The sequence below is a fragment of the Allokutzneria albata genome (genome assembly GCF_900103775.1).
GTDB classification, from domain to species: Bacteria; Actinomycetota; Actinomycetes; order Mycobacteriales; family Pseudonocardiaceae; genus Allokutzneria; species Allokutzneria albata.
This window is the reverse complement of record NZ_LT629701.1, coordinates 4,584,710-4,597,888: the sequence shown is the minus strand read 5'-3', so window position 1 is coordinate 4,597,888 and position 13,179 is coordinate 4,584,710. Positions and strand designations below refer to the sequence as shown.

Annotated in this window: 11 protein-coding genes; 10 read left to right on the top strand and 1 reads right to left on the bottom strand. The window is 71.1% G+C overall.

Going from position 1 to position 13,179, the window contains the following annotated elements; translation table 11 throughout:
• Positions 1-36: 36 nt before the first annotated feature.
• Complete coding sequence (locus BLT28_RS20465; protein ID WP_043812153.1) at positions 37-1,275, bottom strand: anhydro-N-acetylmuramic acid kinase; 1,239 nt, start codon at positions 1,273-1,275, stop codon at positions 37-39.
• A 141-nt stretch (positions 1,276-1,416) separates the two neighbouring features.
• Between BLT28_RS20465 and ftsY the strand changes: the two genes are divergently transcribed.
• The 10 genes from ftsY to BLT28_RS20415 all read left to right on the top strand — a co-directional run bounded on the left by ftsY (position 1,417) and on the right by BLT28_RS20415 (position 13,136).
• Entirely contained in the window at positions 1,417-2,727 is a 1,311-nt protein-coding gene (ftsY, locus tag BLT28_RS20460; protein ID WP_172806566.1) for a signal recognition particle-docking protein FtsY, read from the top strand.
• Position 2,728: 1 nt separating this feature from the next.
• A complete protein-coding gene (locus tag BLT28_RS20455) occupies positions 2,729-3,328 on the top strand; it encodes a PadR family transcriptional regulator (RefSeq protein ID WP_030430537.1) in 600 nt (199 codons plus the stop codon).
• Between the two features lie 92 nt (positions 3,329-3,420).
• Positions 3,421-4,218, top strand: coding sequence for an SDR family oxidoreductase (locus BLT28_RS20450; RefSeq protein WP_030430536.1), 798 nt, complete (start codon positions 3,421-3,423; stop codon positions 4,216-4,218).
• 190 nt (positions 4,219-4,408) lie between these two features.
• The gene (locus BLT28_RS20445; RefSeq protein WP_030430535.1) at positions 4,409-5,749 is read left to right on the top strand and encodes an ammonium transporter; all 1,341 of its coding nucleotides are present in this window, start codon (positions 4,409-4,411) and stop codon (positions 5,747-5,749) included.
• On the top strand, positions 5,746-6,084 hold the full coding sequence (locus BLT28_RS20440; protein WP_030430534.1) for a P-II family nitrogen regulator: 339 nt from the start codon (positions 5,746-5,748) through the stop codon (positions 6,082-6,084). The genes BLT28_RS20445 and BLT28_RS20440 overlap by 4 nt, the downstream gene beginning before the upstream one ends.
• Before the next feature lie 63 nt (positions 6,085-6,147).
• Positions 6,148-8,508, top strand: coding sequence for a [protein-PII] uridylyltransferase (locus tag BLT28_RS20435; RefSeq protein WP_043812149.1), 2,361 nt, complete (start codon positions 6,148-6,150; stop codon positions 8,506-8,508).
• A gap of 396 nt (positions 8,509-8,904) precedes the next feature.
• Complete coding sequence (locus tag BLT28_RS20430; protein WP_231950357.1) at positions 8,905-9,519, top strand: AAA family ATPase; 615 nt, start codon at positions 8,905-8,907, stop codon at positions 9,517-9,519.
• Positions 9,520-9,556: 37 nt separating this feature from the next.
• A complete protein-coding gene (gene ffh / locus BLT28_RS20425; protein WP_030430531.1) occupies positions 9,557-11,092 on the top strand; it encodes a signal recognition particle protein in 1,536 nt (511 codons plus the stop codon).
• An 8-nt stretch (positions 11,093-11,100) separates the two neighbouring features.
• Complete coding sequence (locus BLT28_RS20420) at positions 11,101-12,186, top strand: amidohydrolase family protein (protein WP_169748579.1); 1,086 nt, start codon at positions 11,101-11,103, stop codon at positions 12,184-12,186.
• 62 nt (positions 12,187-12,248) lie between these two features.
• Entirely contained in the window at positions 12,249-13,136 is an 888-nt protein-coding gene (locus tag BLT28_RS20415) for a CPBP family intramembrane glutamic endopeptidase (RefSeq protein ID WP_231950356.1), read from the top strand.
• Positions 13,137-13,179 lie beyond the last annotated feature (43 nt).

The window sequence follows — 13,179 nt, the reverse complement described above, 5'->3', positions numbered from 1 at the left end:
CTGCGGACTCCGGGGACGGGACGTGCGGGGGACTGCTCAGCCGAGCCGCGGCATGGGTGTCCGGTCGGCGAGTTGGAGCACGCGCAACCGCCTCGGCGGCGTCGGCGCGGGCTCCGGCAGCTGCAGCGGGCGCCTGCCCGGCGTGATCGAGCCGAGCACGCGGGGCCCGCTCGCCCCGGTCGCGGCCGGCAGGTTCGCGGGCAGGCCGTGCCAGGTGAGGAAGCCCAGCAGCGCGGTGAGGTAGGCCTCCTTGGCGTCCGCCGCGAGGCCGAAGGACTCGCTGGTGACCAGGTCGATCGCACCGAGGTGGCGGTCGAGCGAGGCCATCAGGGTCGCGTTGCGCACGCCGCCGCCGGAGGCCACAACGCGGGTGGCGCCGTGCCCGCGGCACGCGTCGGCGACCGTGATCGCGGTCAGCTCGACGAGCGTGGCCAGCAGGTCCGGCAGCGCGATCTCCGGGAGCCCGTCCAGAGCGGTGCGCAGGTAGTCGGCGTGGAAGTGCTCCTTGCCGGTCGACTTCGGCGGCGGCGCCGCGTAGTACGGGTCGGCCAGCAGGCGGGACAGCAGGTCCGGGTGAGGGGAGCCGTTGGCGGCGAGCCGACCCCCCTCGTCGTACTGGATCCGGCTGTCCGCGGCGAGGCGGCAGGCGGCGTCCAGCAGAGCGTTACCCGGACCTGTGTCGTAAGCCAGCGGGGCATGCGTCCCGCCGACCACGGTGATGTTGGCGATCCCGCCGATGTTCAGCGCGACCGCCACGTCCCCGACGCCACCGTCGGTCGGGGCCAGCCAGAGCGCGTCCAGCAGGCTCGCCAGCGGCGCGCCGTGCCCGCCCGCGGCGACGTCGCGCACGCGGAGGTCGGCGACCACCGGTGCGCCGGTCGCCTCCGCGATCCACGCGGGCTGACCGAGCTGGAGCGTTCCCTTGCAGGTGCGACCCTCCACCCAGTGGTAGATGGTCTGGCCGAGCGAGGCGATCAGGTCGACCTCGCCGCAGCCCAGTTCCGCGATTCCCTTGCGCGCGGCGTCGGCGAAGGCCTGGCCGACGAGCGTGTCCAGCACGCACAGCCGCTCGGCCGAGCACTCCGCCGGGGGCAGCGCGGCGACCAGGTCGCCGCGCAGCGGCTCGGGGTAGGCGACCTCGAGGCTGCCCAGCGGCAGCAGCTCGACCACCGGGCCCGACCCCGCGTCCTCGGGCAGGCGGAACTCGGCCACCGCCACGTCGATGCCGTCCATCGACGTGCCGGAGATCAGCCCGAGCACCCGCCAAGATTTCACGGAAAGAGGTCTAAACCATGGTGAATCTTTTCGCAAGCATCTGGCCTGCTTTGAGGCCAGGTTGTGAGGCTGCCGGGCAGCCGGTCCGCGCGGGAGTGCGAGGATAGCGACGTGCCTGTTGAGTCCGCGCCCACTGAGCCCGTGCCCGCCGAGCCGTCGTTCTGGACCGGGCCGCTGATCTGGATCTCCCTCGCCGTTCTCGCGGTGCTCGCCATCGCGCTGGTCGTCGGACTGGTGCTGGCCAGGCGAAGGCGGGTGAGCCTGACCGAGGACCGTCCCAAGGACGCGCCCCCGGTCACCGGCAAGGACACGTACAAGACAACCGGTGGCATCGGCTTCTCCTCCGGTACCGAGGAGAAGGAGAAGCACCCGGTCGCGGACCGGACCGAGACCGACGGGCAGCCCGGTGTCGGCGACGACGCGTCCGTGCCGAGGGACACCCCGCGCCGCGGCATCGTCGACGTGCAGCTGCCCGAGCAGCAGGACACCGAGCCCGAGCCCGAGCCGGCCGCTCCGGTCGTCGACGAGATCGAGCCGACCGCGGGCCGGATGGAGCGGTTGCGCGGCAGGCTGTCCCGGTCCCGATCGACCCTGGGACAGAGCCTGCTCGGCCTGCTCGGCGCGGGCGACCTCGACGAGGACTCGTGGACCGACATCGAGGACACGCTCCTCATGGCCGACCTCGGCTCGACCACGGCGAACGAGGTCATTGAGCGGCTGCGCAAGGAGATCACCGCGCGCGGTGTCCGCACCGCCGAGGAGGTCCGCGGCCTGCTGCGCGAGGTGCTGGTGGACGCGCTGCACCCGGAGATGGACCGCTCGGTGCGCGCGCTGCCGCACGACGGCCGCCCCGCCGTGGTGCTCGTCGTCGGCGTGAACGGCACCGGCAAGACCACCACCACGGGCAAGCTCAGCCGGGTTCTCGTGGCGGACGGCCGCACCGTGCTGCTCGGCGCGGCGGACACCTTCCGCGCCGCGGCGGCGGAGCAGCTGGCGACCTGGGGTGAGCGCGCGGGTGCAGAGGTCGTGCGCGGGGCCGAGGGCGCGGACCCGGCGGCGGTCGCCTTCGACGCGGTGAAGCGCGGTATCGAGGCCAAGGTAGACGCGGTCCTCGTCGACACCGCGGGCCGCCTGCACACCAAGACCGGCCTGATGGACGAACTGGGCAAGGTCAAGCGCGTGGTGTCCAAGCAGGCCGAGGTGGACGAGGTGCTGCTCGTGCTCGACGCGACGACCGGCCAGAACGGCCTGACCCAGGCGCGGGTGTTCTCCGAGGTCGTCGACGTCACCGGCGTGGTGCTGACCAAGCTCGACGGCACCGCGAAGGGCGGCATCGTCTTCCAGGTGCAGCGCGAGCTGGGCGTGCCGGTGAAGCTCGTCGGCCTCGGCGAAGGCGCCGACGACCTCGCGCCGTTCGAGCCGGGGGCGTTCGTCGACGCGCTGCTGCGCTGACATGTCCGCGACACGACTGCTCGTCCTCGGCGTCGTCCGCGCGTACGGGCGGGCGCACGGGTACCTGGTGCGCAACGAGCTGGTCTCGTGGGGCGCCGAGGAGTGGGCCAACATCAAGTGGGGTTCGCTCTACCACGCTCTGCGCCAGCTCGACAAAGACGGACTGCTCGACCACGTGGACATCCCGGAGTGGCCGGGGCGGGTCGACTACTTCCTCACCGACAAGGGTGAGCAGGCGTTCCACGAGATGCTGCGCGAGGCGCTGCGGACCCCGGAACACCGGCCCGACCTGCTCGTGGCCGGGGTGGCGTTGCTGCCCGCGCTGACCCGTGAGGAGGCGATCTCCTTGCTGCTGCTGCGGATCGAGGCACTGGAGCAGGAGCGCGAGGAGAAGGCCCGCTTCACCGCGCGTGCGGGTGGCGGGGAGGCCCCGGAGCACTTCCGCGAGCTGACCGGGCTCTGGGTGCACGCCGCCGATCGAGGGGTGGAGTGGACCCGCGATCTGGTCGAGCGCCTGCGGGCGGGCGCCTACGTGATGGCCGGGGAGCCCGGTCACGTGTTCGGGGGAGCGAAGGTCTGGGAGAACCCGACGCCGGCCTGATCGTGACGAGAACGGATCCGTGCTCTCTGCCTTGTCCGACGTACTCAAGTTTGAGTAGGCTCAAGTTTGAGCAACCAAGTGAAGGAGAGAACATGACCGTTCTGGTGGCCGGGGCGACCGGCACTGTCGGCGGCATCGTGGTGCGGCGTCTCGCCGCGGCGGGCGTTCCGGTGCGGGGTCTGACCCGCAACCCGGACGCGGTCCTCCCGTCCGGGGTGGAGAAGGCCGTCGGGGACCTGTCCGACGCGAGCAGTCTGGCGGCGGTCTTCGCCGGGGTCTCCGCGGTGCAGCTGTTCATGAACTGGGAGGACCAGGGGGCGGTGGTGGACCTGGCGGTCCGCTCGGGGGTGCGGCGGATCGTGCTGCTCTCCTCCGACGGCACCCCCGACGAGGCGCTGGAGCGGCGGGTCCGCGACTCCGGGCTGGAGTGGACGATCCTGCGCCCCGGCGAGTTCGCCGCCAACAAGATCGACATCTGGGGTCCGGCGATCCGCGCGGGCGGGCCGGTGCGCGAGGCGTACCCGGACGTCGTGGGCGTGCCCGTGCACGAGGCGGACATCGCCGACGTGGCGGTGGCGGCCCTCACCGGCGACGGGCACCACGGCCGCACCCACCTCATCCGGGGGCCGGAGGCGCTGACCCATCGCGAGCAGATCCGGCTCATCGGCGAGGCCGTCGGCCGTGAGATCGAGATCGAGGAGGTCGGGCACGACCAGGCGCGCCAGGACCTGATCGCCACCGGGTTCCCGGAGGAGGTGGCCGACCACATCCTCCACTACTTCGTCGAGTGGGTGGACGCCCCGCCGGTCCCCGTCTCACTCGAACCGATCACCGGCAGGCCCGGCCGCACCTTCGCCGAGTGGGCCCGCGACCACGCCGCCGATTTCTGAGGTCCCCGGCCGGACACCCCACGTTGCCACGGCGTTTCCAGGGAATGGGAAGAACGCGGCGAGGCGTGCAACGTGGACGTAACAGAAGAGGGCTGACAGTTCACTCCGGGGAAACGTTGCGCGCCGCCGTGTGAAACACCGCCTTCCGATGCTGCTCATGCGAATGGGGCAGGCATCGGAAGGACTACCTATGAACTCCGGCGACACCGCCTGGGTGTTGATCAGCGCCGCGTTGGTGCTGCTCATGACACCCGGACTCGCGTTCTTCTACGGCGGCATGGTGCGCGCGAAGAGCGTGCTGAACATGCTCATGATGAGCCTCGGCAGCATTGCCGTCGTCGGCGTGCTGTGGGTGCTCATCGGTTACTCCACGGTCTTCGGCACCGATGTCGGCGGCGGCCTTCTCGGCAAGCCGTTCGAGTTCTTCGGGTTGGAGGGGCTGCTCGGCGCCGACTCGTTGTTCGGCACGATTCCCACCACCGCGTTCGTGGCCTTCCAGGCGATGTTCGCCATCATCACCGTCGCGCTGATCTCCGGGGCCGTCGCCGACCGCACCCGGTTCGGGCCGTGGCTGCTGTTCGCCGCCGTGTGGTCGATCGTCGTGTACTTCCCGGTGGCGCACTGGGTCTTCGACTTCGACGGCAAGGACGCGGCGGGCAACGTCGTCGACCCGGGCGGCTGGATCGCCAACACCCTCGGCGCGCTCGACTTCGCGGGCGGCACCGCGGTGCACATCAACGCCGGAGCCGCCGCGCTCGCGCTCGCACTGGTGCTCGGCAAGCGCAAGGGCTGGCCGAAGGAGCCGATGAAGCCGCACAACCTGCCCCTGGTGGTTCTCGGCGCCGGGCTGCTGTGGTTCGGCTGGTTCGGGTTCAACGCCGGTTCGGCCGTCGCCGCCAACGGCACCGCCGGTGTCGCCTTCATCAACACCCTGGTCGCCACCGCCGCCGCCACGCTGGGCTGGCTGGTGGTCGAGCGCATCCGCGACGGCCACGCCACCACGCTCGGCGCCGCCTCCGGCATCGTCGCGGGCCTGGTCGCGATCACCCCGGCCGCGAACTCCGTGACGCCGCTGGGCTCCATCGCGGTCGGGTTCATCGCCGCCGTGCTGTGCGCCCTGGCCGTGCCGCTGAAGTACAAGCTGGGCTACGACGACTCGCTCGACGTGGTCGGCGTGCACCTCGTCGGCGGTCTCGCGGGCACCCTGCTGATCGGCCTGTTCGCCTCGAAGTCCGCCCCGGCCGGGATCGACGGGCTGTTCTACGGCGGCGGCTTCGACCAGCTCGGCAAGCAGGCGCTCGGCGCGGGCGCGGTGCTGGCCTACTCCTTCGTGCTCAGCCTGCTGATCGGCCTGGCGATCAAGTACACCGTCGGGTTCCGCGTCAGCGCGGAGGCCGAGGTCACCGGGATCGATGAGTCCGAGCACGCGGAGAGCGCCTATGAGCTGGTCTCCTTCGGTGGCCGCGGTTCCGGCCGGGCCGCCAGCGTGACCACCCAGTCCTCCCCGGCCCTTGAGGAGAGCAAGCCATGAAGCTGGTGACCGCCATCGTCAAGCCGTTCACCCTCGACGACGTCAAGAGCGCGCTGGAGCAGCTCGGCGTGCTCGGCATGACCGTCAGCGAGGTGCAGGGCTACGGCAGGCAGAAGGGCCACACCGAGGTCTACCGCGGCGCGGAGTACGCCGTGGACTTCGTGCCCAAGGTCCGCGTCGAGGTCCTGGTGGACGACGAGATCGCGGGCAAGGTCGTCGACGCCGTCGTCGAGGCGGCGCGCACCGGGAAGATCGGCGACGGCAAGGTCTGGGTGACCCCCGTCGAGACCCTGGTCCGCGTCCGCACCGGCGAACGCGGCAACGACGCGCTCTAGTCCTGGTGGGTGCGCCTCGCGGGAGGGGCGCACCCACCGCTTCGCGAAGGGGTGGCGGGGGAGATGACGACCGTGAGCGATGGGGCCGCCGAGGACCTGGTCAGGGCCAGGGGGCTGCTGTTCACCCCGGCACCCGGGCAACGCAGGCTCGCGCCGGACGAGCTGCGCACCGCCCTGGTCGACCTGCACGACTTCTGGCTGGCCGCGCACGCGGGCTCGGCCGGGCTCGGCGGTCCCGGCGGCGGCACGGCCCTGGTCGCCGTCGGCGCGCTGGGCAGGCGGGAGCTGACCCCACGCTCCGACCTCGACCTGATAATCGTCCACAGTGGAAGGTCGGACATCGGCGAGCTGGCCGATCGCGTCTGGTACCCGCTGTGGGACTCCGGCATCGGCCTCGACCACTCGGTGCGCACGATCGCCGAGGCCAAGCGCGCCGCGGGGACGGACCTCCGGGTGGCACTGGGGCTGCTGGAGATCCGGCACATCGCGGGCGACCAGGAGGTCACGCAGCGGCTGTCCACCACGGCCAGGCACGCGTGGCGCTCGGGCATTCGCGGACGGCTCGACGAGCTGATCGAGTCCGCGAGCGAACGGTGGCACCGCAGCGGCGAGATCTCCCACCGTGTCGAGCCCGACCTCAAGCACGGCAAGGGCGGTCTTCGGGATCTCCACCTGCTCGATGCGCTCGCAGCCGCCCAAGTCGTCGATCGCCCCGCCGCAGATGTGTCGGGCGCTCGTGCGCTGCTGCTCGACGCGCGCACAGAGCTGCATCGCATCAGCGCGCGCCCGCAGGATGTCCTACGCGCACAGGACGGCGATGACGTCGCGTCCGCGCTGGGCATGGCGGACCGCTTCGAGCTTGCGCGCGCGATTTCGGGCGCGGGACGCACGGTCAGCTTCGCGCTCGAAGTGGCGCTGCGCACCGCCCGCGCCGCGGCGCCGAAGCGCACCCTTGGCGTCCTCACGTCCTGGCAGCGCCGTCCCGCGCGCAGGCCGCTGGACGAGGGCGTTGTGCTGCATGGGGGAGAAGTTGCTCTTGCAAGAGACGCGACGCCCCACCGCGATCCCGCATTGTTGCTGCGAGTAGCCGCAGCGGCAGCGCGTACCAGTAGCCCGATCTCCGCGGGAACGCTCGCGAAGCTCGCGGACTCCGCGCCGGAGCTACGCAAGCCGTGGCCCCGGGAAGCACGTGAAGAGCTGCTGTCCTTGCTGGGCTGTGGCCGTGGCCTTGTAGACGTCGTCGAAGCGCTCGACCGCACGGGCCTGTGGGGAAGGCTGATCCCGGAGTGGGGTTTGGTCCGTGATCTCCCTCCGCGCGACGCGGCGCACATGTGGACCGTGGACCGACACCTCGTGCAGACCGTTGTGCACGCGGCGCGTCTCGCCACTCGCGTGTCCCGGCCGGACCTGTTGCTGCTCATTGCCTTGGTGCACGACCTCGGCAAGGGCATCACGATCGGCCGTCGCGATCCTGAGCACTCCGACCACTCCATCGTCGGTGCGGCACTGGCGACACAGGTCGCCGAACGCATCGGTCTGTGGCCCAACGACGTCAAGCTCGTCTCCGACGCCGTGCGACACCACTTGCTCCTTCCCCACACCGCAACGCGTCGAGATGTCGAAGACCCGGCAACGGTGCACCGCGTCGTGGAGACGCTTGACGGCAACGCCGTGCTCTTGGAGCTGTTGCACGCGTTGGCCGAAGCCGATTCCCTCGCGACCGGACAGGGTGTTTGGACCGATTGGAAAGCAGCGCTCATCGCCGACCTCGTAGGGCGCTGCCGTGCGGCGATGGCCGGCGACCCGCTGCCCGAGCCTGAACCGCTCCCTGAAGACCAACGCGAACTCGCGGGCGCCGCGATGGAGTCCGGCCGCCCCAACGTGCTTGTGACCGAAGACGGCACGGCCGCGACCGTGACGGTGTTCGCCCCCGATCGCCCCGGGTTGCTGTCGAGGGTTGCCGGAGTGCTGGCGCTCAACTCGCTCGAAGTGCACGCCGCGGTGTTGCGCGGACACGAGAAGGCCGCCGTGGAGACCTTCACGGTCTCGCCACGCTTCGGCACGCTCCCCGACGCGTCGCTGTTGCAAGAGCAACTACGCCGAGCACTCGACGGGTCGCTGCCGCTGAAGGATCGGTTGACGGCGAAGGAACGCGACTACGGCGGGCCTCCGGAGGAGGTGGCTCCGCCCAGGGTGCTGTGGTTCGACGACGAGGCTTCCGGGGCCGTGGTGCTCGAACTCCGCGCCACCGACCGCATCGGCCTGCTGCACCGCGTGGCCGCAGCGCTCGAGTCCTGTTCGGTGAACGTGCGGTGGGCGCGAGTGTCCACATTGGGCGGGACGGTGGTCGACGCGTTCTGCCTCGACGGTGACATCGCGGCGCGGTCGTCGATCGAGCGCGCCGTCCTCGCCGCGGCCCGCTGAACTTTTTCCGGCAACCGCGTCATGGCTCCACGCGTCCCTCGTCGAGGACGGTGGAGGCACAGTTCTCCGGTTGGCCTTACCCGGGTCGTTTGCGTAGCACTACGCAAGGACCAGCAAGGATCTTCACGCTTCTGGCGCATCGGGGCCCAGCGGCAGGATCTTCCTTGTGACGCGGGTGGGGGCCGCGCGGAACCGCTGACACGGGGGTGCGGCGGAGCCGGCGCGGAGGTGGGGATCAGCGTGCGTCGCGGCGCCCGTGGCGGGTGCGGTTCGGATTGAGGGGTCCGGACCGCTGCCCGCCGCGGGCGTTCTCGTGTCCCCCAAACCTGCAAAGGCTGCGTGGAGCTGTTAGAAAACAGTCATCAATCACAATTCGTACGTGCATGGAACAGCGCGGTGAGCATCGCTCGTTTTCGGGTAGTGGACGCGCCGAGAACCCGCAGAGCGCCCGCCGTCTTCACGGTCGGCGGTCGAGACCTGGTGCTGCTCGCGGGACTTCCGGGGGCGGGAAAATCCGAACTGCTCCGCAGGGCGACCGTGCCGCCGTACGTGACGGTGCTCGACTCCGACCAGATCCGTCGCCCCCTGCGCGACGCGCTCGGTCCCGTGCCCTACCGGCTCTACCGGCCGATCGTGCACATCGCCCACCACGCGCGGCTCGTCTGGCACGCGCTCACCGCACCGGGCGCGGTCATCGTGCACGAGCCCGCCACGCGGGTGAGCACGCGCGTGTGGATCGCCGTGCTGCGCATCCTGACCCATCGCCCCGGGATCTTCGTGTGGCTCGACGTCAGCGCGGTCGAGGCGCTGGCGGGACAGCACAGCAGGGGGCGGGTGCTGCCCACGGAGTCCTTCGCCAAGCACGTGCGCAGGGCGGCGGGCATCCGCAGGAGGCTGCGCGCGGGCCACACCTTCCCCGGCTGGCGGAAGGTGTGCGTGCTGCGGCGGCACGACATCGACGAGCGGGTCCGGGTCGAGTTCCGGCTTCCGGCTACCCTGAGACCCGACTGAGCCTGAGCAGACGACACCTGGCTGGAGCCCGAAACCCGTGTTCGACACCCTTTCCGACCGTCTCACAACGGTCCTGAAGAACCTGCGCGGCAAGGGGCGCCTCTCCGACGCCGACATCGACGCCACCTGCCGCGAGATCCGCATCGCGCTGCTGGAGGCCGACGTCGCGCTGCCCGTGGTGCGGCAGTTCATCGCGCAGGTCAAGGAGCGGGCCAAGGGTGCGGAGGTCTCCGAGGCCCTGAACCCGGCCCAGCAGGTCGTCAAGATCGTCAACGAGGAGCTCATCGGCATCCTCGGCGGCGAGACCCGGCGGCTCAACCTGGCCAAGACCGCGCCGACGGTGATCATGCTCGCCGGTCTGCAGGGTGCCGGTAAGACCACCCTCGCGGGCAAGCTGGCCAAGTTCCTCGCCGGCCAGGGGCACACCCCGCTGCTGGTCGCCTGCGACCTCCAGCGGCCCAACGCGGTCAACCAGCTCCAGGTCGTCGGTGAGCGCGCCGGGGTGCCGGTGTACGCGCCCGAGCCGGGCAACGGCGTCGGTGACCCGGTCGACGTCGCCCGCCGCGCGATCGAGGAGGCCCGCAGGGCCCAGCACGACATGGTGCTGGTCGACACCGCGGGCCGCCTGGGCGTCGACGAGGAGCTGATGCGGCAGGCCGCCGACATCCGCGACGCCGTCCAGCCCGACGAGATCCTCTTCGTCGTCGACGCGATGATCGGTCAGGACGCGGTCACCACCGCGGAGGCCTTCCGCGACGGCGTCGGCTTCACCGGCGTGGTGCTGACCAAGCTCGACGGCGACGCCCGCGGTGGTGCCGCGCTGTCGGTCCGGCACGTCACCGGCCAGCCGATCCTGTTCGCCTCCAGCGGGGAGAAGCTGGAGGACTTCGACGTCTTCCACCCGGACCGGATGGCCAGCCGGATCCTGGGCATGGGCGACGTGCTCTCGCTGATCGAGCAGGCCGAGCAGGTCTTCGACGCCAAGCAGGCGGAGCAGACCGCCGCCAAGATCGGCTCCGGCGAGCTGACGCTGGAGGACTTCCTCGAGCAGATGCTGGCCATCCGCAAGATGGGCCCGATCGCCAACCTGCTGGGCATGCTGCCGGGCGCGGGCCAGATGAAGGACGCGATGGCCCAGGTCGACGAGAAGCACCTGGACCGCCTGCAGGCGATCATCCGCGGCATGACCCCGGCGGAGCGCGCCGATCCGAAGATCATCAACGCCTCCCGGCGGCTGCGCATCGCCAATGGCTCCGGTGTCGCGGTCAGCGAGATCAACGACCTGGTCAACCGGTTCTTCGACGCGCGCAAGATGATGAAGCAGATGGCCGGCCGGTTCGGCCTGCCGGGCGCGGGTGGCGGCGGCTCCAAGAAGCTCAAGGGCAAGAAGGGGAAGAAGGGCAAGAAGTTCGGGCCCAAGAACAACACCGGTGGCGGTCTGCCCGCCGGGATGCCCGACCTCTCCCGGATGCCCCCGGGCCTCAACCAGCTCCCGCCGGGGCTGGCGGGCCTCGACCAGCTGCCCGCCGGGTTCGACCCGTCGAAGCTGAACTTCGGCAAGAAGAAGAAATAGGACCGGTCGTGCCGAATCTGCACCTGCGCGGGGTGGTGCTGCCCCGCGCGGAGCACGGTGACGAGGTCCGTGACCTGTGGGTCGCGGACGGGCTGGTGTCGTTCGAGCCGGTCCGCGACGCCGTCACGGTCGCGGACGGCTGCTGGATCGTGCCGGGGCTGGTCGACGCGCACTGCCACGTCGGCATCGGCCCCGGTGGACCGGTGGACCTGCCGGAGGCCGCGGCGCAGGCGGAGATCGACCGCGACGCGGGCACCCTGCTGATCCGGGACTGCGGCTCGCCGATCGACACCAGGCCCTTGCAGGAGCGCGAGGACCTGCCGCGGCTGATCAGGGCGGGACGGCACATCGCCCGTCCGAAGCGCTACATCCCCTACCTCGGCGTGGACGTCGAGGACCCGGCCGACCTGCCCGCCGCCGTCGCCGAACAGGCGGCCTGCGGCGACGGCTGGGTCAAGCTCGTCGGCGACTGGATCGACCGCGGCGCGGGCGACCTGGCCCCGCTCTGGCCGGACGACGCGCTGACCGAGGCGATCAAGGTCGCGCACGAGGCGGGCGCCAGGGTGACCGCGCACGTGTTCTCGGAGGACGCGGTTCCCGGCCTGGTCAACGCCGGGATCGACTGCATCGAGCACGGGACGGGGCTCAGCCGCGAGCTGATCGACGTGATGGCCGCCCGCGGCACCGCGCTGGTCCCCACGCTGATCAACATCGAGAACTTCCCCGACATCGCCGACAAGGCGGGCAAGTACCCGAAGTACGCCGGGCACATGCGCAGCCTCTACGCCACCTCGCGCGAGACCATCGCGCAGGCGATCGAGGCGGGCGTTCCGGTGTACGCGGGCACGGACGCGGGCGGCGGCATCAAGCACGGGCGCATCGCTGACGAGATCGCCGCGCTGCACTCGGTCGGGATGAGCGCCGAGCAGGCCATCGGCGCGGCGAGCTGGGCGGCGCGACGGTGGCTCGGCATGCCTTCGCTCGCCCACGGCGCTCCCGCTGACCTGGTCGTCTACCAGACGGACCCTCGCGAGAACCTGGCCGCGCTGCGCACGCCGTCACTGGTGGTGCTGCGCGGTCGTCCAATGCGGTGACCTGACGGCGCCCCGGCACCGGCTAGCGTCTTGGCGAAGGTGTCGCGGGGTAAGGAGGGTGTGTGGAAGACCAACGGCAGGACACCGGTGGTAGCGATGACCCCGTCGAGGCCGCCACTCCGCCGATGGGTGTTCCGCAGCAGGCCCAGCCTTCCTGGGCCGCCTACGGCACGCCGATGCGCGGGGTCGAGGACGGCCGCGACACCAAGCTGCACACCAGGTTCTGGGAGGCCGAGCAGGTCGCGGCGGCCAGGGGCGACCTGCGGTGGGGCTTCCTCGCGTTCTTCATCGGCTTCGGCGGGTTCTACCTGCTGTCGCTGCTGATCAGCCTGGTGATGGCGGGACAGCTGCGCGGGTTCGACCCGGCCGACCCGCCCAAGCTCGGCCCGCTGCTGCTGCTCGCCTTCGTGCCCAACCTGCTGCTGGGGCTGGGCCCCGCGGTGCTGTCGTGGCTGCGCGGCCGGGGACCGGTGGCCGACTTCGGCCTCCGGCCGACCCTGCGCGACCTGCGGGTGGGCGTGCTGTGCGGGCTCGCGGCGCTCGTGCCCGCGTGGATCATCGCGTTCGTGCTGATCCGCAACTCCCCAGACGGGGGACCGCAGGGGCCGGTCGCCGGGCTGCCGGTGTTCTCCGAGGGGCAGACGGTCTGGCTGGCGATCTTCGTCCTGTTCATCGCCGTCGGCGCGCCGATCACCGAGGAGCTGCTGGTCAGGGGCGCGCTGTGGGGGGCGCTGGAGCATTTTCGGGTGCCGAGGTATGCCATCCTGATCCTCACCACCATGATGTTCGCGTTCATCCACCAGGAACCGGACCGGATGCCGCTACTGTTCGCGGCCGGGCTGCTCCTGGGAACGGCCCGCATGATCACCGGACGGATCGGCGCCAGCATCGTTGCGCACGCCGTGTACAACCTGCTGCCCGCCATCGTGCTGTTCTTCGCGGCCGGTTGAGCTCCACCGCATCCCGTCCGCAGGCAGGCAGGTAGGCACCGAC

Coding starts and splice junctions, on each gene's coding strand:
- BLT28_RS20455 (WP_030430537.1), top strand. CDS start 2,729: ATGTCCGCGACACGACTGCTCGTCCTCGGCGTCGTCCGCGCGTACGGG.
- BLT28_RS20450 (WP_030430536.1), top strand. CDS start 3,421: ATGACCGTTCTGGTGGCCGGGGCGACCGGCACTGTCGGCGGCATCGTG.
- BLT28_RS20445 (WP_030430535.1), top strand. CDS start 4,409: ATGAACTCCGGCGACACCGCCTGGGTGTTGATCAGCGCCGCGTTGGTG.
- BLT28_RS20440 (WP_030430534.1), top strand. CDS start 5,746: ATGAAGCTGGTGACCGCCATCGTCAAGCCGTTCACCCTCGACGACGTC.
- BLT28_RS20435 (WP_043812149.1), top strand. CDS start 6,148: ATGACGACCGTGAGCGATGGGGCCGCCGAGGACCTGGTCAGGGCCAGG.